General features: G+C 34.4%; 23 protein-coding genes. 9 read left to right on the forward strand and 14 right to left on the reverse strand.

Annotated features, from left to right (window positions below; all coding sequences use genetic code 11):
• Positions 1–13: 13 nt before the first annotated feature.
• The 3 genes from NZ698_RS01695 to NZ698_RS01705 form a co-directional block, all read right to left on the reverse strand.
• Positions 14–640 (reverse strand): hypothetical protein, encoded by a 627-nt coding sequence (locus tag NZ698_RS01695; protein WP_263001238.1) that lies wholly within the window; start codon positions 638–640, stop codon positions 14–16.
• Between the two features lie 81 nt (positions 641–721).
• A complete protein-coding gene (locus tag NZ698_RS01700) occupies positions 722–1,567 on the reverse strand; it encodes an ABC transporter permease (protein WP_263001240.1) in 846 nt (281 codons plus the stop codon).
• A 2-nt stretch (positions 1,568–1,569) separates the two neighbouring features.
• Positions 1,570–2,472, reverse strand: coding sequence for an ABC transporter ATP-binding protein (locus NZ698_RS01705; protein WP_263001242.1), 903 nt, complete (start codon positions 2,470–2,472; stop codon positions 1,570–1,572).
• Positions 2,473–2,588: 116 nt separating this feature from the next.
• On the opposite strand from NZ698_RS01705, the gene NZ698_RS01710 reads away from it, so the two are divergent.
• The 3 genes from NZ698_RS01710 (at position 2,589) to NZ698_RS01720 (ending at position 5,924) form a co-directional block, all read left to right on the forward strand.
• Positions 2,589–3,938 (forward strand): AAA family ATPase, encoded by a 1,350-nt coding sequence (locus NZ698_RS01710; protein WP_263001244.1) that lies wholly within the window; start codon positions 2,589–2,591, stop codon positions 3,936–3,938.
• A gap of 69 nt (positions 3,939–4,007) precedes the next feature.
• Entirely contained in the window at positions 4,008–5,120 is a 1,113-nt protein-coding gene (prfB, locus tag NZ698_RS01715) for a peptide chain release factor 2 (RefSeq protein ID WP_263001245.1), read from the forward strand.
• Between the two features lie 87 nt (positions 5,121–5,207).
• Positions 5,208–5,924, forward strand: coding sequence for a DedA family protein (locus NZ698_RS01720; RefSeq protein WP_263001247.1), 717 nt, complete (start codon positions 5,208–5,210; stop codon positions 5,922–5,924).
• Between the two features lie 39 nt (positions 5,925–5,963).
• Here NZ698_RS01720 and NZ698_RS01725 read toward each other — a convergent pair whose 3' ends face one another.
• Both NZ698_RS01725 and NZ698_RS01730 read right to left on the reverse strand, forming a co-directional pair.
• The gene (locus tag NZ698_RS01725) at positions 5,964–6,824 is read right to left on the reverse strand and encodes an alpha/beta hydrolase (protein WP_263001249.1); all 861 of its coding nucleotides are present in this window, start codon (positions 6,822–6,824) and stop codon (positions 5,964–5,966) included.
• A gap of 56 nt (positions 6,825–6,880) precedes the next feature.
• A complete protein-coding gene (locus NZ698_RS01730; protein ID WP_263001251.1) occupies positions 6,881–7,792 on the reverse strand; it encodes a hypothetical protein in 912 nt (303 codons plus the stop codon).
• A gap of 156 nt (positions 7,793–7,948) precedes the next feature.
• Here NZ698_RS01730 and NZ698_RS01735 point away from each other — a divergent pair, with 156 nt between their 5' ends.
• Complete coding sequence (locus tag NZ698_RS01735) at positions 7,949–8,833, forward strand: DUF808 family protein (protein ID WP_263001252.1); 885 nt, start codon at positions 7,949–7,951, stop codon at positions 8,831–8,833.
• Between the two features lie 118 nt (positions 8,834–8,951).
• Complete coding sequence (locus tag NZ698_RS01740; protein WP_263001254.1) at positions 8,952–9,869, forward strand: acyltransferase family protein; 918 nt, start codon at positions 8,952–8,954, stop codon at positions 9,867–9,869.
• 5 nt (positions 9,870–9,874) lie between these two features.
• Here NZ698_RS01740 and NZ698_RS01745 read toward each other — a convergent pair whose 3' ends face one another.
• From NZ698_RS01745 to proS, 7 genes are all read right to left on the reverse strand, one after another.
• A complete protein-coding gene (locus NZ698_RS01745; protein ID WP_263001255.1) occupies positions 9,875–10,888 on the reverse strand; it encodes a glycoside hydrolase family 43 protein in 1,014 nt (337 codons plus the stop codon).
• A gap of 45 nt (positions 10,889–10,933) precedes the next feature.
• Complete coding sequence (locus NZ698_RS01750; RefSeq protein WP_263001257.1) at positions 10,934–11,284, reverse strand: prevent-host-death protein; 351 nt, start codon at positions 11,282–11,284, stop codon at positions 10,934–10,936.
• 87 nt (positions 11,285–11,371) lie between these two features.
• Positions 11,372–12,493: a molecular chaperone DnaJ gene (dnaJ, locus tag NZ698_RS01755; protein WP_263001259.1), complete on the reverse strand. Its 1,122-nt coding sequence runs from the start codon at positions 12,491–12,493 to the stop codon at positions 11,372–11,374.
• Between the two features lie 65 nt (positions 12,494–12,558).
• Positions 12,559–13,095: a nucleotide exchange factor GrpE gene (locus NZ698_RS01760; RefSeq protein ID WP_263001260.1), complete on the reverse strand. Its 537-nt coding sequence runs from the start codon at positions 13,093–13,095 to the stop codon at positions 12,559–12,561.
• A 251-nt stretch (positions 13,096–13,346) separates the two neighbouring features.
• Positions 13,347–14,669 (reverse strand): Nramp family divalent metal transporter, encoded by a 1,323-nt coding sequence (locus tag NZ698_RS01765; protein WP_263001262.1) that lies wholly within the window; start codon positions 14,667–14,669, stop codon positions 13,347–13,349.
• Between the two features lie 122 nt (positions 14,670–14,791).
• Positions 14,792–16,129, reverse strand: a complete 1,338-nt coding sequence (locus NZ698_RS01770; protein WP_263001264.1) for an OmpA family protein — start codon at positions 16,127–16,129, stop codon at positions 14,792–14,794.
• A 126-nt stretch (positions 16,130–16,255) separates the two neighbouring features.
• The gene (gene proS / locus NZ698_RS01775) at positions 16,256–17,731 is read right to left on the reverse strand and encodes a proline--tRNA ligase (RefSeq protein ID WP_263001265.1); all 1,476 of its coding nucleotides are present in this window, start codon (positions 17,729–17,731) and stop codon (positions 16,256–16,258) included.
• Between the two features lie 146 nt (positions 17,732–17,877).
• Here proS and NZ698_RS01780 point away from each other — a divergent pair, with 146 nt between their 5' ends.
• The gene (locus tag NZ698_RS01780; RefSeq protein WP_263001267.1) at positions 17,878–18,957 is read left to right on the forward strand and encodes a prolyl-tRNA synthetase; all 1,080 of its coding nucleotides are present in this window, start codon (positions 17,878–17,880) and stop codon (positions 18,955–18,957) included.
• Between the two features lie 55 nt (positions 18,958–19,012).
• Positions 19,013–20,419 carry an OmpP1/FadL family transporter gene (locus NZ698_RS01785; RefSeq protein ID WP_263001269.1) on the forward strand — a complete coding sequence of 469 codons (1,407 nt, stop codon included), beginning with the start codon at positions 19,013–19,015 and terminating at the stop codon, positions 20,417–20,419.
• Between the two features lie 155 nt (positions 20,420–20,574).
• On the opposite strand, the gene NZ698_RS01790 is transcribed toward NZ698_RS01785, so the two are convergent.
• Positions 20,575–21,294: a ZIP family metal transporter gene (locus tag NZ698_RS01790; RefSeq protein ID WP_263001271.1), complete on the reverse strand. Its 720-nt coding sequence runs from the start codon at positions 21,292–21,294 to the stop codon at positions 20,575–20,577.
• Between the two features lie 272 nt (positions 21,295–21,566).
• Positions 21,567–22,316 (reverse strand): class I SAM-dependent DNA methyltransferase, encoded by a 750-nt coding sequence (locus NZ698_RS01795; protein ID WP_263001273.1) that lies wholly within the window; start codon positions 22,314–22,316, stop codon positions 21,567–21,569.
• A 136-nt stretch (positions 22,317–22,452) separates the two neighbouring features.
• Between NZ698_RS01795 and NZ698_RS01800 the strand changes: the two genes are divergently transcribed.
• Positions 22,453–23,622 carry a THUMP domain-containing class I SAM-dependent RNA methyltransferase gene (locus tag NZ698_RS01800; protein WP_263001275.1) on the forward strand — a complete coding sequence of 390 codons (1,170 nt, stop codon included), beginning with the start codon at positions 22,453–22,455 and terminating at the stop codon, positions 23,620–23,622.
• A gap of 5 nt (positions 23,623–23,627) precedes the next feature.
• Positions 23,628–24,026 (forward strand): branched-chain amino acid ABC transporter substrate-binding protein, encoded by a 399-nt coding sequence (locus NZ698_RS01805; RefSeq protein WP_263001277.1) that lies wholly within the window; start codon positions 23,628–23,630, stop codon positions 24,024–24,026.
• The last annotated feature ends 48 nt before the right edge of the window (positions 24,027–24,074 follow it).

The following is a 24,074-nucleotide window of genomic DNA, read 5'->3' on the forward strand; positions in this document are numbered from 1 at the left end:
AAAGGCAACTTTTTTAGTTTAAAAACCTTTCTTTGATGTTGAACATTGAAATATTGAGAAAAATTAAAAATCCAAAGATTAAATAAAAGGTTTCTTTGGGAAGTTGCATTATAAAAAATTGAGTATTATCGAAAAATGTGGGCTTATATTCATTATAGATCGTGTCATTACAAAGTAAACAATCATATTCTATATCTTTTGCATTCGGATCTTGATAATTGACCGTAGCAAAAAGATGTCCGGTTTTATCTAAATCTAAACCATAAGTTTCTTGTTTAGCTATGTGAAAATCATTTAAAATTGATGCAAAATCACCATAAGAATTGTTGTTATCTAAAATAAATTCGATTCCGGTCTCTTTTTCATTTCTCTTTTGAAGTTCTTTGAGTTTTGAAACATGAAATTTAGAATTATTTTTTGCGGAATTTGGCTGAACGATTATTTTTTGATAATTCCAGTTTCTAAGAGATTCAAAAGAATAATTGTAATTTTTGTCGTTTAATTTAGCAGGAAGTCCCATATCCATAACATTTGGAATTGGTTCATTTAGTTTTCGATTTCCCAAATACCAAAACAAAACAGGAATCAATAATGCACTTATCAAACCCGGAACATAGTATATTTTCTTTCCTGAAATCATAGGTTTAAATTTAAATAAAAAAAGTGACTCAATAATGAATCACTTTCGTTTTTGAATAATTTATATCTGATAACTAGGAAATTACCAGTCTCTTCTCTTTAAAATCCAGTAAGAACCAATGATGAAGATGGCGCACCAAATCAAACAAGCAATTAAGCTTTCTGTAGGATAAGTAAATTCGTATTTCAAACCCATCATCTTTGCCATGTTCAATCTCATCATAGGATTTGGAATCAGACTAGACATACTTTCCAGAGGGAAAAGTCGGCTAAAGAAAAATTCGTTATGAAGAACCTCATTTCTCTGAGCTCCCTGCATTCCTGTTAATCTTGTATATGCTTCGATTCCTCCAAGAATAGATTCGCCGACCCAGATGACAAAAAAAGCAAGAAATACAAATACAGATTTTCTTAAAAGAATTGATAGAAACATTAAGAAACAAAAGAAAGAAAATAATTTTACAAAATAATTTCCAATGAAAAACATTTCTTTAAAAACCATTTCAGAATCCTGAACTGTAGAATAGCTTTTCCCTAAAAATAAGGTAATTCCAAAGACAATTGCGGTTGAAATCACGGTAAAAATCGTAATGGTAATGAGTTTTGAACCAATAAATTCTTCTCTGCTCAGTCCGTCAATTGTATTTTGCTTAAACATTCTGTTGCTGAATTCCTGGGAGATCGAAAATACAATGATTAAGCCTAAGAAAATCTTAAGCAAAGCGACCGTCCATGTTGTAAAATTCCAGATTCCCGGGAAATCGTACATTCCTTGTTCTTTCAGGTTGATAGGATTTCCAAAAAGCTTAAGATCTGCTAAACCAATAAAAAGAAAAGCAATCAGAATCGCAAAATATAAGATCGTGAAAACCTTGAATGGTCTGTAATTCAGGTTTTTATAATATTCGAGTTTTAATAATTTCAACATGATTAATGAGTGTTTTTTACAAGTTCTAGGAATTGATTTTCAAGCGATTGTTTTTTCTTAGCCAGATGAGACAAGAAAATTCCTTTTTCAGCTAATTTTTGATTTAAGCCAGATGCGGAAATCGAAGCATCGTCACGAACCTGCGCTTTAACGATTTCGCCATCAATTTTTACAGAAGTAAACCATTGAAGTTCTTCCAAAGCTTTTAAAAGTGAAGTGTTGTTATCAGCTTTGAGTTCAAAATAACCATCATTGCTGGTCATTCCGTCAACGGCACCCGAATAAATAGCGTTTCCGTCTTTCAAAACGATTACATGGCTACAGATTTTTTCAATTTCATCCAAAAGGTGACTTGCAATAATGATTGTGATGCCCTGTTTTGCAATTGTTCCTATGATTTCTCTGATCTGAATAATTCCTTCAGGATCTAAACCGTTCGTCGGTTCATCCAAAATCAAAACTTCCGGATTATTGAGCAGAGATGAAGCAATCGCCAAACGCTGTTTCATTCCTAAAGAAAAAGTTTTAAAAGCATCTTTTTTTCTTTCTAAAAGTCCGACTGTTTGCAAAACTTCATCAATTCTTGAGTACGGAGTTCCTTTGATCTCAGCAACAATTTTAAGATTGGTTTCTGCGCTTAAGTAAGGATAAAAATTGGGCTGTTCAATTATTGCACCGATTTTTTTCAGTGTTTCAGAATCGGTTCCTTTTTTTCCAAACCAGAACCAATCGCCGCTTGTAGGATTGATCGTTGAAAGAAGCATTCCGAATGTAGTAGATTTTCCGCTTCCGTTGGGACCGAGAAGTCCGTAAACGTTGCCTCTTTCCACATCGAAGGAAATGTTGTTGACAACGACTCTTTTGAATCTTTTAGTCAGATTTTTGACCGATAACACTTTTTCCATGTACTTTGTTTATACTCTAAAAAGTCTCTCATTTTCGTGAAATGTTACAAGTTGCCAGAAAATAAAACAATTTTTAATATTTAAATATTAAATTTGATAGAACTAACAGATGATTTATGAAGTTAACAGAACTTGCAAAAGAACTCAACATATCACCGGAAAGCATTAAATTTTTTATTCAGGATTTTGACCTTGATTTGAGTGACTGCATCTCAACCAATTTTGAGGTGAAAAAAGATTTTGAAAAATTTGCGCGTGAAAATGCAGATTTTCTCAAAGATTACGAGAAAGATTTAGATAAAAATAAAACCCTCGATCAGATTGCCAAAACTATCAATCAGCCAAAAGACAAGATAGAAAAGGCCATTCAAGAAACAGATTCGAATATTTTTGATAACGGATTTTTCAGATCGTCGATTTCCAGCTATGGAATTGATCAGAAATTGGGAGGCAATTATCAATTCGTTTATGATTATTTCGGATATAAAACCAGTCTTCAAAAACGTGATTTTATCGGGTACAGAGATTTGTTTTTCTATATTTCTAGCGTTCTGGAACCTTTTTTAAATGAAAAGCAGATCAAAGATTGGGGAATTCACAAACCTGCGGGAATTATTTTGTATGGACCTCCCGGAAGTGGCAAAATTTTCTGGGCAAATAAAATTGCAGAGATCATCAGTTATCAATTTAAAGAAGTAAAAAAATATTTTCTGGGAACTTCCTATGTTGACGGAAAAGAAACTGATTTCAATGATTTTTTGGTTAATATGATGAGTGAAGATAAAATTTTACTTTTTATGGATGATTTTGACGAAATCATGACCGAGCGAAAAGCAGAAAAAGATATTGCCTCATGCAATCTTGAAACGCAGGAAATTATTCTTCATTACATCAGCAAATTTGAGAAAGAAGATCTTTTGATGATCGGTTCTGCCAATTCCGTTTCTGAGATTGATAAAGAAATTCTGGCTCCGGGAAGATTTGATGTTTTGGTTCCTGTGTTTCCTCCAAATGCGGCCGAAAGATCTGAAATTATTTTGTACATGATGACGAAAGGTCTTGAAGAAGATTCACTTTTATATAAGATTTTAAAAAACAATAAAGCCGACAAAATCCCATTCTGGAATGATATTGCTTCAAAAATGAAAGTTTTCAGCAATACCATGCTCATTGATTTTACTCAAAGTCTGAAAAAGCGAATAAAAAATCTCTATCAAAAAACTAAGAACGAAAAATTAGCAATCGATCAGAAAATTCTGAGTGCTGCTTTGCGTGATGCTGCAAGTAAACTGACTGAAGAATATTTAGAACAAATTGCTAGATTTTTGGCAGACGCTATCATTAATAATCCTGAAGATTTTCCTTCAAGAATCAATGCTTTAAAAACTGAACTTGAAACGTATAGAATTGTTGAAGAGCCAAGAAGAGAGATTGGTTTTCAACATAATGAGGAGGATAAAGGATGATTTTATCTAAATTTTTACAAATTATAAACTCTCAATTTTAAATCTTATTTTTGCAAAAAAGAAATATTCGTGATCAACAACGACCAGATAAAAGAAATTCAGTCAAGAATTGAAGATCTTCATAAATACCTTCAGATTGACAAAAAGAAGATAGAAATCTCCAATGATGATGAAAAAACTGCCGCTCCGGAATTTTGGGACAATCCTAAAACAGCTGAGGTTTTCCTGAAACAACTCCGTTCAAAGAAAAAATGGGTGGAAGATTATGATGACATCAACACTCAGTTTGAAGATCTTCAGGTTTTATTGGAATTTGCCAAAGAAGATCCCGATTCTGAAAAAGAACTCGACGAAAGTTATCCGCTTTTAATGGAGAAAATTGAGAACATTGAGTTTAAGAACATGCTTTCCAACGAAGGCGACGAGCTTTCAGCAGTTCTGCAAATCACAGCAGGAGCAGGAGGAACCGAAAGCTGCGACTGGGCTGCAATGTTGATGAGAATGTACACGATGTGGGCAGAAAAACAAGGTTATAAAATTAAAGAACTCAATTATCAGGAAGGGGAAGTTGCCGGTGTAAAAACAGTTACTTTGGAAATTGAAGGTGAGTTTGCTTTCGGTTATTTGAAAGGTGAAAACGGTGTTCACAGATTGGTAAGAATTTCACCTTTTGATTCTAATGCGAAACGTCACACAAGTTTCGTTTCAGTTTATGTTTATCCGTTGGTTGATGATACGATTGAAATCAATATTAATCCTGCCGATATTTCATTTGAAACAATGCGAAGTTCAGGTGCGGGTGGACAAAACGTAAACAAAGTAGAAACGGCGGTTCGTCTTCGTCACGCACCGACAGGAATTATTATTGAAAACTCAGAATCTCGTTCTCAGCTTCAGAATAAAGAAAAAGCGATGCAGCTTTTGAGATCCAGATTATACGAAATGGAATTGGAAGAGCGTTTAAAAGCCCGAACAGAAATCGAGGCCGGAAAGATGAAAATCGAGTGGGGAAGTCAGATCCGAAATTATGTGATGCATCCTTACAAATTGATAAAAGATGTTCGTTCAGGGCACGAAACTTCAGACGTTGATGCGGTGATGAACGGAAATCTTACACCTTTTCTCAAAGCCTTTCTGATGGCTGATGGAACGGCGGTTTCAGATGACGATCTCGATCTATAAAATATCATGTTTACATTTCTGTTAAAATATGCTAATATATTTTCAGCATAATATTATTAAGCTTATTTTTGTTCATCATCATTACTTATGGAAGATTTCAATAGCTGGAGAGATTTATTAAACCCCGAATTTTATATCAAAATGGGTGGGTTTTGGCTTATTTTGTTTATCATTTTTGCCGAAACGGGGTTGTTTGTAGGATTTTTCCTTCCGGGAGATTCATTATTGTTTGTTTCAGGAATTTATGCGGTAGATATCATCAAAGAAACTTTTACTTCTACTGGAAGCGATTTCTTAGATACTACGATTCTGGCAACTGCGGTTTCTTTTGCTGCAATTATTGGAAATCAGGTAGGATATTGGTTTGGAAACAAAACAGGACCTGCTTTATACAAAAAGAAAGATACTTTCTTATTTAAAAAGAAATATCTTTTCCAGGCACACGATTTTTTTGAAAAAAACGGAGCTTTGGCAATTATTATGGCAAGATTTTTACCTGTAGTAAGAACTTTTACACCCATCATTGCCGGAATTGTAAAGATGGATAAAAAAGATTTCCTCAGAGACAATATTATTGGTGGAGTTTTGTGGTCTTTTCTTTTGATTTTTGCGGGACATTATCTAAATGAGCTGTTTTTGGTACAATTTGGAATTAACCTAAAAGAAAAATTAGAATACATTATCATTGTCATTGTATTGATTACAACACTTCCTGTTATTCTTAAATTTATGTTGGGAGCACCAAAAGAGAATCCCAAATTAGAAGATGAAACTTTGGATGATCTGATTGATAAAGAAAAATAATCAATTTAAATATACAAATTAACCTGCTTTTTGAGTGGGTTAATTTTTTATCCATTCAAGAATATTGGGGTAAATGATACTGTCTCTTTTCTTTTTACTGAAAAATCTGGGAGCGTGACCCGTATTTTCCATAAAAACCAATTTGTGTGGAATATTCATTACTGTCAATGCAGAATCTAATGCTAAACCCTGTTTCTGATTAACCAAAAAATCCTGATTTCCCTGAAATAAGAGCGTTGGAACATTCGAAATATTCGCGATCGGACTGGCTTTTTGGAATTCTTCAGACAAATTTTTCCGGTCAAATTTACTTCCCACCATTTTCTGAACTGTTCCAGAAGTATATTTTGAATAAAATGAATTTAAATATTCCTTTGAATAAAAATCTGTAGGACCACTTAAGGAAATAATTTTCCTGATTTTATCTGAATTTTGATAGCCGTAAAGTAATGCCAAATGTCCACCTGCACTTTCGCCAAGAAGAATATAATTATTAGTTAAAAGTTCAGCTTTTTCAGCTAAGGAATTAAATTTTTCAACAACAGAATTGATGTCTTCGAGTTGTTCTTTGTAAGTTAAATGTTTGGAAACCAAGCGGTAATTCATATTGATACTCGGAATATTATTTTCAAAAAGCATTTTCTGAATCTTAATCATGTGTTCTTTACGACCGTATTTCCAGGCTCCACCATGAACAATCAGGACAACTGGAGAATCTTTTGCGAATTCAGCAGGGAGAAAAACGTCCATTTTCTGACATTTGTGTTGACCGTATTTAAGATTGTAAATTTTCTGACTGTCTTTTCCCACCCAAACCCGGAATTTAGAATTACATGAATTTAAAACAAAGCCAATCAATCCTAAAACAAAGAAATGGTAATTGAGAATCAGCTTTTTCATAGAGTAAAGGTAAGGAGAAAAAAGATTTTATTTTATTATTCACAAGTACATCTGAATTATTTTCTTTTAAACGTTTTTGAAATTTTTTGAAAAAGGGATTTGTACTTTTCGAAATTTTCTTTTGTTTGGCCAACTATAATAAAATAGCCAGAATCTTCATTAAATAAAATTGTCTGGTAAATCATTTGTGGTTGATCTTCTTTCTCACTAACCTCTGCAATAATTTCATAGCCGTTAAGATTATCTATCGTAATTTTATTCACATTTTTAAAAACCGCATCTTTAGCTCCGGGAAGACTTCTGAATCTATCTTCTGCAAATTTTTTAAAATCCTTTACTGATATTTTAGAAATTGAATTTCCAACAATAATAGTTGGTTTATCTGTCGGAATTTTTCCATCAATAGAATAAAGTAAACTTCCAGACATATATTTGATGAATTTGAAACCGCTATCTGCAATATCCACAGAGAAACTGACAACATTTGCCGGATCAACATTTTGTTCTGAATTATAGATGGTGGAAAGGATTGATTTTTTTATTGATTCTTCTAGATTTTTATTTATCTCCGGATAAATTCCGTTTACTAAAACTGTTTTTGTCTGATCACCAAATACTAAAAGTTGTTTTAAATAAATTTTTCCATTCGCTACCTGAGTTATTTTAAAGACATTGGCTTTTGAACCGTTAAAATCGATAATGGTCTTGTCTAATAGATTCATGCCTTTAGATTTTAGTGCTTCTGAAGTAAATTCTTTCACAAGATCTTCATAAGATGCCGGAAGCTCATTGATCATTATGGATGAACCTGATTCCGTATGTTGAAAACCGCTGAAAGATTGAGATTTTTCAAAGCCCTCTGGAGGAATCATGCTATACTTCGTTCCGGATACCGAAACGCGTTGATTGCTTTGAGATAGATATAAATTTGCAAATGCTAAAAAAGTAAATAGTAGAAAATTTTTCATTGAAATTTTTAAGATGTAACAAAACTAGTATTAATTTTTAAGATTAGATTGTAAGCCATTTTAATAATATTCTTAGCCCAAAACAATTCCCAATTCCAAATTAAAACATTATTTTTGTCTGTCTTTTAACTACTATTAAAAAAATATTAAAACACTATGGCTTCTGGTTTTTTTGCGATTTTAGATGATATCGCTGCTTTGATGGATGATGTTGCAGTAACAAGTAAAATTGCGACCCAAAAAACGGCGGGAATATTAGGTGATGATTTGGCGGTAAATGCAGAAAAAGCAACTGGCTTTATGTCTTCACGAGAAATTCCGGTACTTTGGGCGATTACAAAAGGTTCGTTTATTAACAAGCTGATCATTCTTCCAGTGGTATTTCTTTTGAACTGGTTGTACCAACCTGCAATCAATTATGTTCTGATCTTGGGAGGTTTTTATCTTGCTTTTGAAGGAGTTGAAAAAATCATCGAGTTTTTATTTCACCGAAAAAAAGAAGGTCATGAAGTAGTAGAAGAAATTGAAAAAGAAGAAAGTGCTGAAGATTCTGAAAAAGCGAAAGTGAAATCTGCAATTACGACTGATTTTATATTGTCTATCGAAATTGTGATCATTGCTTTGGGGACAGTTTTAGAGGAAAGTCATCCTTTTATTACTCAGATTCTTGTAACGAGTTTGGTTGCAATTATCGCAACAGTAGGAGTTTACGGAATTGTTGCTTTGATTGTAAGAATGGATGATGCAGGATTTAAATTAATTAAAAAAAGTAACGGTAAAGGATTTTTTGCGAAGCTAGGTCAGTTTTTGGTTGATGCCTTACCTTGGATTATTAAAGGATTGGGGATTGTAGGAACCATTGCATTGATAATGGTTGCCGGTGATATTTTTGCACATAGAGTAGAATATCTCCATCACATTTTACCAAAGTGGCCAAACATTTTGAAACAAATAGTTTTTGGTCTAACTGGAGGTTTGGCTGCAGTGGCTGTTTTCACGCTTGGAAAATCTATATTTAAGATGTTGAGTAAAAAAGCTTAAAAGAATTAACTACAAATATTTAAACCTGCTTTTATCTGAGCAGGTTTTTTTATTTAAATATAAATTTCATTTACTTTTGCAAAAACCGAGTCTTAACTGACTTTTTGCTGTTATAAATATGGGCAGAAATTTAACAATTGATATTTTAAAAATTATCCTGGCATTTTTTGTTGTGTTTTTGCACATGAATTTTTTAAAAGATACTTATCCGCAGTTAAGTTATGTACTAGTTAATGGATTATTTAGAATCGCAGTTCCTGTTTTTCTGGTCATAACAGGATTTTACTTTTTGCATATTGATCATTCTAAAAAGCTTAAAAAATGGCTTTTCAGAACATTCCTTTTGTACGCAATCTGGATGTTGATTTATATTTCATATTGGAAAGATAATGACCAGATTTTACTCATGATTATTTTCGGGTATCATCATTTATGGTATTTGATTGGGACTTTTTTTTCGGGAACTATTCTTTTTCTTTTACGAAAACAAAGTTCTTCAATACTGATTTTTTTGACTGTCTTTTTATTTTTAATCGGATATGCTGTACAGGTTTTAGGAAATCTTCATTATTTTGAAAAAGAACAGGATTCGGTTTTGAATATGTATCTTTTTTACAGAAATTTTCTCTTTGTATGTTTTCCTTTTCTGACGATTGGTTTTCTAATCAATAAGCATCAAATAGATCTTTCAAAGTACAGATATTCGTATTTTTTGGTGATTCTGACAGTTTTTTGCGTCATTGGAGAAGCTGTTCTTGACTATTATTGGATCGGTTCAGAAAGTACAGATATTTTATTTTCGTTGTTGTTTGCGTGTCCTTTAGTGTTTTTATATTTTAAGAATGTTTATGTAAAAACCAATACTAAAATCTTAGCAAACCTTTCCACAGCAATTTATGTTGTACATCCGCTAATCATGAAATCTACTTTTTACGAAGAACTTCAATCTTTTAAAATCCTGATTTTCTTGGCGATATTGATTCCAGTAAGTTTTGCTTTGGTTTACCTCAATAATAAATTAAAATATTTACTTTAAAAAATTTAATCCTGACCGTTCATTGTCTGAATTAAACCTTGATCATCATATTTCAATTCACGCACTTTTAAACTTCTCAGGTAACTTTTGCCACCGGAATTTTTACTGTCATGGTAGAATAAATACCACTTTTTGCCGATTTCAACAATACTGTGATGGGTTGTCCATCCAACGACAGGTGTCAGAATTTCACCTTTAAAAGTAAATGGTCCGTAAGGATTTTCACCGATTGCGTAAACAAGTTTGTGAGTTTCTCCCGTAGAGTAGGAAAGGTAGTATTTTTTGTTGTATTGGTGAATCCAAACACCTTCAAAAAAACGTCTGTTTTGATCTTCTGATTTTAAAAGATTTCCGTTTTCATCAAGAATTAAAACATCTTTTGGTTCTTCAGCCAATTCTTTCATATTGCTTTTCAATAAAGCAATCTTTGGCAATAAAGCATTTTCTTCTTTTTGGAGTTCAGGATAGACTTTAGAATGTTTATTATTTCTGTATTCCTGAAGTTGACCACCTTTTAAACCTCCAAAGTAGATATAATATTTTCCATTATCATTTAAAACTGTCGGATCAATGCTGTAAGTTCCAATAATTGGAGTTTTTTCAGCTTTAAACGGTCCGGATGGGTTATTACTCGAAGCAACTCCAATTTTAAACAGATCATTTTTATCTTTTGCAGGAAAGTAGAGGTAATATTTGTTTCCTTTTTTAGCAACATCAGGAGCCCAAAGTTGCTGTTTTGCCCAGGAAACATCTTCAAGTTTTAAGACAATTCCATAATCTTTTGCTTTTTGGTTAACGTTATCCAAAGTCAAAACATGATAATCTTTCATGTTGAAATGTGCTCCATTGGCGGCATCTTTCACATCAGTCTGGATATCATGTGATGGATAAATGTAAATTTTATCATTGAATACATGAACGGAAGGATCTGCAAAGTACAAATCATCAAATAAATATTTGGGACTTTCCTGTGCGTAACCGATTGCACTAAACAATGTAAGAATAATCAATTTTCTCATAGACTTGAATTTTCCGTATTTGAAATACGAAAATAGAGAAAATTTTTAGTTTAAATTATAATTTATAATCACCAATCTCAAAATAAAATGTACAAAATCTTGTTGTGCATCATTTCTGCTAATGAGTTTGTTTTTATATTCGTAAGTGCTGAAAACTTTGATTAAAGTTTTATAAGTGTCGTAATCTTCATCTTTGATTCTGATTTTTACGTGTCCATCTTTTCTTTTGATCAATTGATCATCCAGAGTTCTCACTTTGAATAAGACATCGCATGATTTTGGAACCATACCATAATATCTCTCTACAATATTGACTTTGAATGCATCAAAAATAATTGTATTGAAAACCAGATTACCATTAGAATCTGGTGTGCGAAGCTGAAGTTGATAGTTCATAATGAATTGCTACCTTTAAATATATAAAATTAAATATTAGATGAAGTGAAAAAAGAGACTTTTGCAAAAAAGTCTCTTTTTTTATTTTTAGTTGAATAAATCTTTCACTTTATCAAAGAAAGTTTTTTCCTTTCCGGAAGGTTCTGCAACCATATCACCGCTTGACATTTGTTTTTCAAAGAAATCTTTTTGCTCCTTATTCAGCGTCTGAGGAGTCCATACGTTGATGTGAATAAACATATCACCTTTTCCATAACTGTCAATGCTCGGTAAGCCTTTTCCTGCTAATCTTAAGATTTTTCCTGATTGAGTTCCTGCATCAACGGTAATTTTTACCTTTCCGCCAACCGTAGGAATTTCTTTTTTAGTTCCCAACGCTGCTTCAGCAAAGGAAACGTATAATTCCTGATGAAGGTTATCACCTTCTCTTTTAATGGTTTTGTCTACTTCTTCTTCTACAATCACCAATAGATCTCCGGGAATTCCACCAAAAGGTGCATCATTTCCTTTTCCTCTTACATTTAGCTGGATACCGTCTCTTGCACCTGCAGGAATGTTGATTGAGATTTCCTCTTCATCTTTTATTAAACCTTGCGCGTTAGCTCCTGCAGGAATTTTATCGGCAACTTTACCGATTCCCTGACAAGTTCCGCAAGTAGTCTGTGTCTGCATTTGTCCGAACATTGTGTTCATCACCTTCATCTGAACTCCGGCTCCGTTACATGTAGGACACGTTTTTGAAGTGGCACCTTCTGCCATCTTCATTTTTTTTACTTTAAGAGTTTTTTGGGTTCCGTTCACCATCTCATCAAGATTCAGCTTGATTCTGATTCTTAAATTAGAACCTTTTACCTGTTGACGACCTCCTCCGCCGCCGCCAAATCCACCGAAACCGCCGCCGCCAAAAATGTCTCCGAACTGGCTGAAGATGTCTTCCATATTCATTCCACCACCGAAACCACCGCCACCAAAGCCTCCTGCTCCGCCAACTCCTGCATGACCATATTGATCATAACGCGCCTTCTTGTTGTCGTCACTCAAGACTTCGTAAGCTTCCGCAGCTTCTTTAAATTTATCTTCAGCATCTTTATCTCCTGGGTTTTTATCCGGGTGATATTTGATCGCCATTTTTCGGTATGCTTTTTTTATTTCGTCGGCACTCGCAGATTTGCTGACCTCAAGAACCTCGTAATAATCTCTCTTTGACATATTTTTATAAGTAATGAGCAATGGGTAATAAGTAATTTTGATCACTCATTACCCATTGCTGATAATTAATTTCCTGTTACAACTTTTGCAAAACGGATCACTTTATCACCTAAAGTATATCCTGTTTCGATCACATCTACAATTTTACCTTTCAATTCTTCTGAAGGAGAAGGAATCTGAGTGATCGCTTCATGGTAATCAACATTGAAATTGTCACCAGCTCTTACTTCCATAATTTTTAATCCTTTCTCCGTTAATTTGTTCTTAAACTTGTTGTAAATCAACTCAACGCCTTGAAGATCTGCTTCATTACCGTTTTTAGCGATTTCTTTTAAAGCTCTTTCAAAATCATCTAAAACTCCAAGCATAGAAACCATCATTTCCTGGTTAGCATAAGTAAAGAATTCTATCTTCTCTTTTGAAGTTCTTTTTTTATAATTTTCAAACTCTGCGTACAATCTGATGTAACGGTCTTTTTCTACTGCCAAAAGTTCTTCTGCGGTAGGCGTTTCTGTCACATTTTCTTCTGTTGTCGTTTCCGTTTGTGGATTGATCTCTTCCTGATTATTGATATTTTCTTCGTTGATATCCTGATTTTCCATGTTTCAATAACTTTTTATACTCCATGTTTGTCAAAGATTTTGCCAAAGAAAAAATCAGGACATTTAGGCAGACAATGTATCAATAACAAATGTTGAAAATGATCACTAATCCCATAGCCCCGATTGCAGTGGAAATCCTTTTTTGAAAAAAAAGATTGTAGCGGAAAGCGGGAAAAAGCTCCTGAAAAAATATAATTGTGAAAGGTCAAGTACTTTGTAGTCAATTTTTTCAAACTCGATTGTGAAATTAATTATTCCCCAAAAAATGTCTGATACAGAAGATAAAGGTTTAAAATAATTATAATTGCTGTGATAATCCAGACACAAATTTTTAAGAATGATTTGTTAACAAATTCACCCATTTTTGCTTTGTCACTGGTAAACATAACGAGTGGAACTACGGCAAAACTTAGCTGCATTGATAAAATAACCTGACTTAGAACTAAAAGGTCTGTCGTTCCTTTTTCGCCATAAATGATTGTCACAATTAAAGCGGGGATTACGGCAATTAATCTTGTAATTAAACGTCGCAGCCATGGTTTTAATCTGATGTTTAAAAAGCCTTCCATCACGATTTGTCCGGCAAGCGTTCCGGTAAGTGTAGAGTTTTGTCCGGAAGCTAAAAGTGCAATTGCAAAGGCGATACTCGCCATGGAAGCGCCCAAAATTGGAGTCAGCATTTTGTAAGCATCGTGAATATCTGCGATATGCTTATTTCCTGTTGTGTGAAAAGTTGCTGCAGCTAAAATTAAGATGGCAGCATTAATGAAGAAGGCCAATAGCAGAGAAACTGTGCTGTCTAACGTTGCATATTTGATAGCTTCCTTCTTACCTTCTTTGTCTCGGGTGTAATCTCTTGTCTGAACAATGCTGCTATGAAGATACAAGTTGTGAGGCATAACGGTAGCTCCCAAAATTCCGATGCCAATGTAGAGCATTGCGGGATTGGTGATGATTTCTTTTTGAGGTATTAATCCGCCCAAAATAGCATTGATTTCAGGTTTAGAAATAATAATTTCATATCCAAAACAAACAAGAATGATAAACATTAATCCTGCGACAATACTTTCTATCCAGCGGAAACCTTTTGCCTGAAGCAATAAGATAATTAAAACGTCAATTGTAGTAATCACGATTCCCCAAGTCAACGGAATTCCAAAAAGTAAATTTAAAGCAATAGCAGAACCGATGACTTCTGCCAAATCACAGGCGGCAATGGCAATTTCACAAAATAGCCATAGAATAAAATTGGTCGTTGGTCTAAAATGATCTCTGCACGCCTGAGCAAGATCCCGTTCAGCAACAACACCCAGTTTTACTGATAAATGCTGCAAGACCATTGCGAAAATATTCGAAATCAAAACTACAGAAAGTAGAGTATACCCAAATTGTGAACCGCCGGCAATATCGGTCGCCCAGTTTCCGGGATCCATATAACCAACTGCAACCATTAATCCGGGACCCGCAAAAGCCAAATATTTTCTCCAAAAACTTGAACCTTTAGGTATGGAAATTGAGGAGAATACCTCTGGTAATGAGTTGGATATTTTATCTTTTCGCCAGGCGTTTTTCATACTGAAGTTTCATTTGTTAGAAATGACTAACAAATTTAATTAAATAAATGAAATGGAAATGAATTTCACATAAAAAATCCCGAAAATATTCTTCGGGATTAATTTGATATTTAAAAATAAGATTATTTCGTAAATCTTACTGCCATCTTTCTGTCAGCAGCTCTTTCTGCGTCAGTAGCAGCTGCATCAACGGTTGCAAATTTACTTCCGTACCCATCTGCTCCTGTAACTTGTGCACCAACTCCCTGTTTAGCCAACCAATCTTTAATATAAGTCGCTCTTTCACCAGAAAGTTTTACGTTGGCAGCCTCGTTACCCACTTTGTCAGTGTATCCGCCAATTTTAATTTTAGCTTCAGGATATGCTTTTAAAATAGCAACTAAATTTTCTAACTGACCTTGAGAACCAGATTCCAATTCACTTGCACTTCCCATTTTGAAATTAACATGGTCGAAGTTGTACCAGTTATCTTTTAAAGCTGCATCATCGGCTGCACTTGCATAAGATCCGCTTTTCAGGAAAGTAATCATGTTGTCTTCCATTCCTCCCTTGTAACCTTTCAATGCTGTACCGTTTAAATCAATGTCTTCATCCACTTTTGTAGTGGTCATTGTGGTCACAGTGTCATTCTGCATTGAAGAACTATCTGTTGTTGTATTCAAAGAATCACCTGCGACAGTGGTCGTTGTAGTAGTTTCTTTCTTATTGCACTGCTTCCATAAAAAGTATGAGGCAGCAATTAATAGCAATAGAGGTAAAAGCCATTTCCAGATTGATCCGCCATCTGAAGTAGTAGTGGGTCTGTCTGGGAAAGTTCCTCCGTCAGCAACACTTTTTGTTACTTCGATTTTCGGCTCCTCATTTGAAACAGGAGTTGGTGTTGGAGTAGGAGTGGAAATTGGAGAAGTTTTGATAGCATCGTTATCATTGTCGAACTTATATCCTTTTGCCCAATCTCCAACATTTAATGATGCTAAAGACAGACCTGCAGGTAATAATGAAGAAACGATACCTTTCTGATCATTCAGTAAACTTGAAATTCCAGATTGGTCAAGATTATTGTCAGCGGCATACTTTCCTACAGCGCCTACAGTTGCTCCTGTAACTAAATTAAGTAAAGAAGATGAAGAGTTGTTGCTTATTCCTGCATAAGTTGCAATAGAATTAACCAAACCGCTCAGTTTATCACCAAAAATTGATGCCAACAAGCCTTGAATCCAGGTATTTTCTGAAGCCAATCCTAAAAGATTTCCCAAAACTCCCTGAGAAGGAGCAGTTTTAATTGCATCTAAAACTGACGGGTTGTCTGAATTGTTTGCCAAGCCCCCCACAACAGCAGGTAACAATCCTCCGATAGCTTTTGAAATACCGGATTCACTTTCGCCCAATTGCGATGCAGCCTGCGTTACCAATGCGGAACCAAGCTGTCCTTTGATTAAGTCGATGATGTTTAATGACATAATAAATTATTTGAGATTAATGTATTATAAATTTAAACAAAAATCTATCCAAATATTAATTTCAAAAAAAAATCTTTAAAAATTTCATCAATTTTTAAAGATTCCCTAATTTTTTTAAGTTAAGTTTTAGTAAGCTTTCGCAAATAAAACTCGTCTGGCTGATGGTTTTCCCGAGATGAGGGAAACGCCATCTTCAATATCATCATCCAAAGGAATACAACGAATTGTAGCTTTGGTTTCTTCTTTTATCTGAGCTTCCTCTTCATCCGTACCGTCCCAATGTGCATAGATGAAACCTCCCTTTTCTTCTAAAACTTTTTTAAACTCTTCATAAGAATCTACCTTAGTAATATTGTTTTTTCTGAAATCAAGAGCTTTATCGTACATATCTTGTTGGATCGTTTTCAAAAGATCTTCGATATAAGAATCTAAACCTTCCAGCGGACGCGTTTCTTTTGTAAGATTATCTCTTCTTGCAATTTCTACAGATTTATTTTCTAAATCTCTCTGTCCCATTGCAATTCTTAAAGGCACACCTTTCAATTCGTATTCAGCGAATTTCCAGCCTGGCTTGTTTTGAGTATCGTCATCAAATTTCACGGAAATTCCTTTCAATTTTAATTTATTCTGAATTTCCAATGCAACTTCACTAATTTGATTTAATTGTTCTTCACCTTTAAAGATAGGAACAATCACCACTTGAATTGGAGCCAAAGTTGGAGGCAAAACTAAGCCGAAATCATCAGAGTGCGTCATAATTAAGGCACCCATCAAACGGGTTGATGTTCCCCAAGATGTTGCCCAAGCGTGCTCTATTTTCCCTTCTTTATTGGTGAATTTTACGTCAAAAGCTTTTGCGAAATTCTGTCCTAAGAAGTGAGAAGTTCCTGCCTGAAGTGCTTTTCCATCCTGCATTAATGCTTCGATACAATAAGTATCGTCAGCTCCTGCAAATCTTTCTGACGGAGTTTTTAAACCCATTACAACGGGCATCGACATGAATTTTTCTGCAAAATCTGCATAAACATTATTCATTTTTTCTGCTTCTTCCAAAGCTTCATCTTTTGTAGCATGAGCGGTGTGACCCTCCTGCCACAAAAACTCGGAAGTTCTTAGAAACAAACGGGTTCTCATTTCCCAACGAACAACATTTGCCCATTGATTAATCAAAATCGGTAAGTCTCTATAAGACTGAATCCAACCTTTATAAGTATTCCAGATAATTGCTTCAGAAGTTGGACGTACGATCAATTCTTCTTCTAATTTTGCCTCTGGATCAACAATTAATTTTCCTGGATTATCCGGATCATTTTTTAAACGGTAATGAGTTACAATTGCACATTCTTTGGCAAAACCTTCTGCATTTTTTTCTTCTGCTTCAAATAAACTTTTGGGAACGAATAGCGGAAAATAAGCGTTAACGTGACCAGTTTCCTTGAATCTTTTGTCCATTTCGTCACGCATTTTCTCCCAGATTGCATATCCGTAAGGTTTGATAACCATCGATCCTCGTACTCCGGAATTTTCAGCTAAATCTGCTTTTACAACCAATTCATTATACCATTTGCTGTAATCTTCGCTTCTTGAGGTTAATTTTGCCATTAATTTTATTTTAATATTTTAACTTTTCTCTTTTATTGTAATCTAAAAATAAAAATCTATTTTTGATAGATATTTGTTACCAACGATTTGGTATATTTTTGGTACAGATTGCAAATATAATTTAAATTAAAAATTTTTACATTATCATGAAAAGAAATATACATAAAAATTTACTTGGGATGCTAAAATCTAAAGGGATTTTGGCCGTTTCAAGTGGTTTACTATTAATGTCTTGCGGTGCTCAGGTGGGAGGTTATAGTGAAACAGACGGAGTATATTATGATCCTAATAAAGATACACTTCCTGAAGGAGTGATTATCAATGGTGATCAAGGAAACAGAGTAGGAGAATATTACGATTACTATCCTGAATCTAGCATTGTAGAAAATTCTCAGATCAATTCATCCGAATACGACAACAGATTCGACACTTGGAGTAATTCAAATAATAGCAATGCTACAGATTCTGACTGGGGTAATTTCGCTGGGAACGAAACCAACATCTACGACAACTCTTGGGGTTGGGGAATGGGATTTGGTTCACCTTGGGGATGGTACGGCGGTTACAGTCCTTACTGGGGCTCTGGTTGGGGAATGTCATTCGGCTGGGGAAGCTCTTGGGGATGGGGCGGATATAACCCATATTGGGGTATGGGATGGAATTCTCCTTATTGGGGAATGTATAATCCTTACTGGGGATACGGTGGCGGTTATGGCGGCTGGTACGGTGGAGCAGGATATTGGGGAGGAAACTATTATAGACCTACTTACAGAAGAAGCGGTGCAAACGGTAGAGGATTTACTAACAATACTATAGGAATCAATAAATATAACGGAAACGGTTCTGGTTTCAGAAATGGAAATAATGGTTCTGGTATGAGAAACGGTCAGGGACAAGGTGGTTTTAGAAATAACAACGGCGGTTTCAGACAAGGTTCTTCAAATGGCGGATTCAGACAACAAGGAACTATGAACGGTGGTTTTAGAAATCAGTCAGGAAATAGACCTAACTATCAACAACCAAGACCTAATTACAACAACACAAGACCAAATTATAACCAACAACAATCTCAACCAAGATCAAATGATAACGGCGGTTTCAGATCAGGAGGTTTCAACTCTGGTAATAGCGGAGGTGGCGGATTCAGATCCGGAGGTTCTTCTGGTGGCGGAGGTGGTATGAGATCAGGCGGCGGAGGCGGCGGTTTCAGATCTGGTGGTAGATAATTTTTAAAACTCAATAACTATTAATAAAATAATGTTAAAAAAATCTTTAGTCATAATGAGTATTTCTGCAGCATTTTTTGTGCAGGCTCAGGATATTTCAGTAATCAGAAACTCGATTGATGTATATTCCAATACTCCGATGGTAGGTTCTTCGAAATTCAATGCGATGGCTGGTTCAAATGGAGCTTTAGGTGGTGATGGTACTGCGTTGCTTACCAACCCTGCAGGTATTGGTGTTGCTATTGCGGGAGATATTTCAGGAACTTTATCATTTACTAATAACAAAAATACAGCGTCTTTAGCTGGCTCATCGATAAACTACAATATTGATAAGTTCAATGTTGGGAACGTAAATGGTGTTGCAACTTTTCAGCTCATGACAGAAACTCCCTGGAAGTTTATTAATGTAGCTGCGAATATTTCAACAACATCTTTAGAAGATTATATTGAATCACCGGGAAATTCTAATGTTTCTATCGCTAAAAACCTTGTTGATTCAGGAGGAAATAATGTTGTGGGAAATATGTCTTATTTGGGTCATGCTTACAACAGATACGGTACTCAGACTAAATTTAATGTCGGTGTAGGTGCAAATTACAACAATGCTTGGTATTTCGGAGCCAGTTTGAATATGCACGGAGTTGATATGGAGCAGTATGACAGTGCAGTTTTTGGTTTAAATTTAGATAATTCTGTTACGACTTTCGATAAGCAATACACTCCATATTCTGAGAAGTCTAGCGGTTTCTCGGGAACTTTAGGGATTATTGGCAAAATGAGCAATCAGTTGAGATTGGGTGCTTCAATTGAAACACCTACTTGGTGGACAATCGATAGAGCCTACAGAGATTATTATGATGGTGGAGACGGAATTTACTATGATAATTTCGTTGAAGACAGAACTTTCAGATCTCCAATGAAAGCAACTTTGAGTGGTGCATTTGTTCCGAACAAAAATTTTGCGATCAACGTAGATTATACTTTAGGTTTAACGAAGCCGAGATATAAAGTGCAGGGTGACGCGGAAGCAGAATTAAATTCTTTTTTTAGCGACAGCTATAAAAACTTATCAGAAATAAAAGTTGGTGCAGAATACAGAATCAAGGCATTTAGACTGAGAGGAGGTTACTCTTATGCTTCAAGCCCGTTTGATACCACGACGATCAGTTCTTTTTCTAATACGGGAGGTGTAGGCAATAACAGCTATAGCAATTTTATTTTAGGTGATAGAAGTACAATCGGTGCAGGTATCGGATATGATTTCGGACCATTCTATGTTGATGCAGCTTATCAAAATATTAGCTCAGATTACAAGAATCCATTTTTGGCTGGATATGAGTTTAATAATTACAATACAGGTTATTACTCAGGAGACTTTGACGTAACAACTCCAAATTCAGTAGTATCGGATGTGAAAAATGTGAGAAACAATTTCTTCCTTACTTTAGGCTGGAAATTCTAATCATAAATTTTCTTAAACATATAAAAAGGCTTCGAATCAATTTCGAAGCCTTTCCTGTTTTATTGAATTGAATAAATATTTTTTTAAATCTGCTTGATTAGCTTAATCCGCGAGAGCTTAAAAATTAAACTAACTCATTTAAATTGAATAATCGATTAATGATGATGACCATGATCATGAGAATGAAATAAATGCATCAGTAATGCCAAAGAAACACCCAAAATCACCAAGCCTATTTTTGACCAATTGATATTGTGATTCTTATTGCTTTCAAAAATAATCACAGATGAAATATGTAAGAAAATTCCACCCACAATTGCTAGGAAATAAGGCTGTAAATCTGGATTGAAATAATTTCCCAATAACATTCCCATCGGTGATGCTAAAGCAAATAATGCCACGATCAACAATGAGGGATATGAAGCTTTCGAGCCCGATCTGTTAAACAAAAACGCACCCAAAATAAAAGAAATCGGAAGATTGTGAAACAAAATCCCTAAAAGATAAGGCGATAACGGATTGGTTTCATTTGCCAAAGGAATTCCCTCAATAAAAGCATGAATGAAAAGTCCAACCATTAACGCAACAGGCAAAATATTGCTGCTTTCATTATGGTGATGAAAATGTCCGTGCTCAAAACCTTTGGTCAGTGCTTCGAGAATCATTTGAAGTAAAACTCCGCCAATCACAAAAATTCCTAAATTTCCGCTCACTTCTGATGCGTAAACCTGTGGAAAAACTTCGTTCAAGCAAATGGTAATCAAAAAACCGGCACTTAAAATCAGTAGATTTTTGGCAAACTGCTCTTTCTTACCAAAGAATTTCCCTAGAAAAACTCCAGCAATTACACTTAATATTAATAGAATGAAAATCATTTTAAATAAAAGTTAATAGTAAACAAATTATAACAACTAAAAAATTTATAAATGTTAAACCTAAATGAATTTTATAACTGTATTTATCTTTGAAAAGTGTTTTAAGAAAAATTAAAATTATTCCAATAATCAATAATAAAGTGGAAACGACAAACGGAAGTGGAGGTGTATGACTGCTTCCAAATCCAAATTCCCATCCAAAATAAATTGAAAACAATGTTAAAACTAAATAAATACTGTTGAAAACCATATAAAAGAGTCTTGGTTTTCAATTATTTTTTCTTAAATAAATTGATGCAACGAGGCGAAATTTCTTTCTCAAAATCATTCAACTGATAGTCTCCCCAGATTTTTACCCTTTCAAAACCACATTCTTCAGCGTAGTTTTTTATTGTGTCCAAAGTGTGAAGCTTTACCTTTTCAAAAAAATGAAAAGATTTCCCATCGTCTTCAAAACGGATGTCTTTGATGATATGTCTTCCCTCAATTTTTTTAGAAACATTAAAATCAATACCTTCTCTGTGAACGGTCGTTTCAGGAACAATCACTCGTCTTACATATTCTTCGTTCAGATAATCGAGAACAAAATATCCATTAGGTTTTAAAGCATTGTAAACTGACTGGAAAACATTTTTATCATCAGCTTCATTATCAAAATATCCGAAACTCGTAAAAAGATTAAAAACTGCGTCTACAGGTTCAGAATCGATAGGATTGCGCATATCATGAACTTTAAAACGCAATTCCGGTTCTGTCGGACTGAGCGAAGCCGAAGTCTCAAATTGTTTGTCAAATTCTATACTTTGATTAGAAAGATCCAAACCAAGAACGTTGTAGCCCAATTTATTCAAAAAAACCGAGTGTCTTCCTTTTCCGCAGGCAAGGTCTATAATCTTTGAAGATTGTGGAAGCTGAAGTTCCTGTGTCAGTTTTGTGATAAAATTTTCTGCCTCCGTATAATCTCTATTATTGTAAAGCAAATGATAATAAGGCGTATCAAACCAAGATTCAAACCATTCCATAATGCAAAAATAACTAAATTTGTGCGGTTAAAAGAAATGTATTTTAAATATTGAAGAATTGAGACATTCAATTAAAATAAGAATTGACTCTATAATCTTTTGATTTTTAAATAATTAAATCTTTTAATGATAACTTATGGATACAGAAAATATAAAAATTCAGATAAAAACATTCTTCGGATTAGAAACTGTTTTAGGGGAAGAAATCAAAAAACTCGGCGGAAAAAACGTAGAACTTAAAAATCGTGCGGTAAATTGTGAAGGAGATCTTGGTTTTCTCTACAAAATCAATTATTCTGCGAGAACGGCTTTGAAAATCCTTGTTCCCATCGAAGAATTTAAAGCTTACAACGAAACAAAATTTTACGAAAAGCTTTTCAAATTTGAGTGGGACGATTTTATGAGTGTTGATCAGACTTTTGCGATCGATTCTACGGTAAATTCCGAAAGATTCAGCCATTCTCAGTTTATGACCTTTAAAATGAAGGATGCGATTGTTGATTTTTTCCAAAACAGATACGGAAAAAGACCAAGCATCGAAACAAAATCTCCGGATATTAAATTTCACCTTCATATCGACAGAGAATTGGTGACGATCTCGCTGGATTCTTCGGGTGATGCTTTGTTTAAAAGAGGGTACAGAAAAGAACAGGGTGAAGCACCGATCAATGAGGTTCTGGCAAGCGGAATGCTTCAGTTAGCAGGTTGGGACGGAAAAGGAAACTTTCTTGATCCGATGTGCGGTTCGGGAACTCTTTTGATCGAAGCAGCAATGATCGCAATGGATCTTCCTGCACAGCTTTTCAGAAAGAGATTTGCTTTTCAAAACTGGAAAAATTATGATGAAGCATTATTTACTAAAATTAAAGAATTCAGAATAGAGAGGATCAGAGAATTTCACGGGAAAATCGTTGGTTATGATATCGATGGAAGAATGCTGGATGCTGCAAGAGACAATATAGAATCTGCAGAAATGGAAGACGTGATCGAAGTGAGAAGAGAAAATTTCTTTGATACCAAAAAAGATTTATTCCCATTATTAATGGTTTTCAATCCACCTTATGACGAGAGAATTTCTATCAATGATGACGATTTTTACAAGAAAATAGGAGATACTTTCAAAACAAGCTATCCGAATACTTTGGCGTGGCTGATTTCTTCAGATTTGGATGCACCAAAGAAAATAGGATTGCGACCTTCAAGAAAAATCAAGCTTTTTAACGGAAAACTGGAAACCAGATTTTTGCAGTACGAAATGTATGAAGGAACAAAGAAGTTGCATAAGATTGAGAATAAAGAAGACTAAAATTTATGAATTTTGACTTTTTTGATGGCTTAGGATTTATTGATGATCTGTTGAGTTTCTTTGGAAGTTCTTCGGATTTTAAGTCTTTTAACGAAAAAGAAAAGTCAAAGAAAAAATCAAAATATATGGTAGAATGGTGGAGTGGAAGTTTACTTCTGTTATCTGCCATTCTAATTTTTTTCGTTTTTAAAAATCCATTACCGGCAGAAAATTTTACACAGACTTTGATTGTTTGTTCAATGATCGGATTGGTTATTTCCTTTGTTGTGTTTTTTGCACTTTATCACTTAGGACTTTATTATTTTAAAAGTCTTTTTAAATTTCTATTGTTTAGCAGTTCACAAATCTTATTCGTTGTATCAGTAGTTTTGGTGGTTTATTTTAAATCAGGAATATTTATATAAATTTTAGAATTTAATAAAACAGAACTTCAAGTATATGAATTGTAGCCT

The organism is Chryseobacterium edaphi (assembly GCF_025628985.1).
GTDB classification, from domain to species: domain Bacteria; phylum Bacteroidota; class Bacteroidia; order Flavobacteriales; family Weeksellaceae; genus Chryseobacterium; species Chryseobacterium edaphi.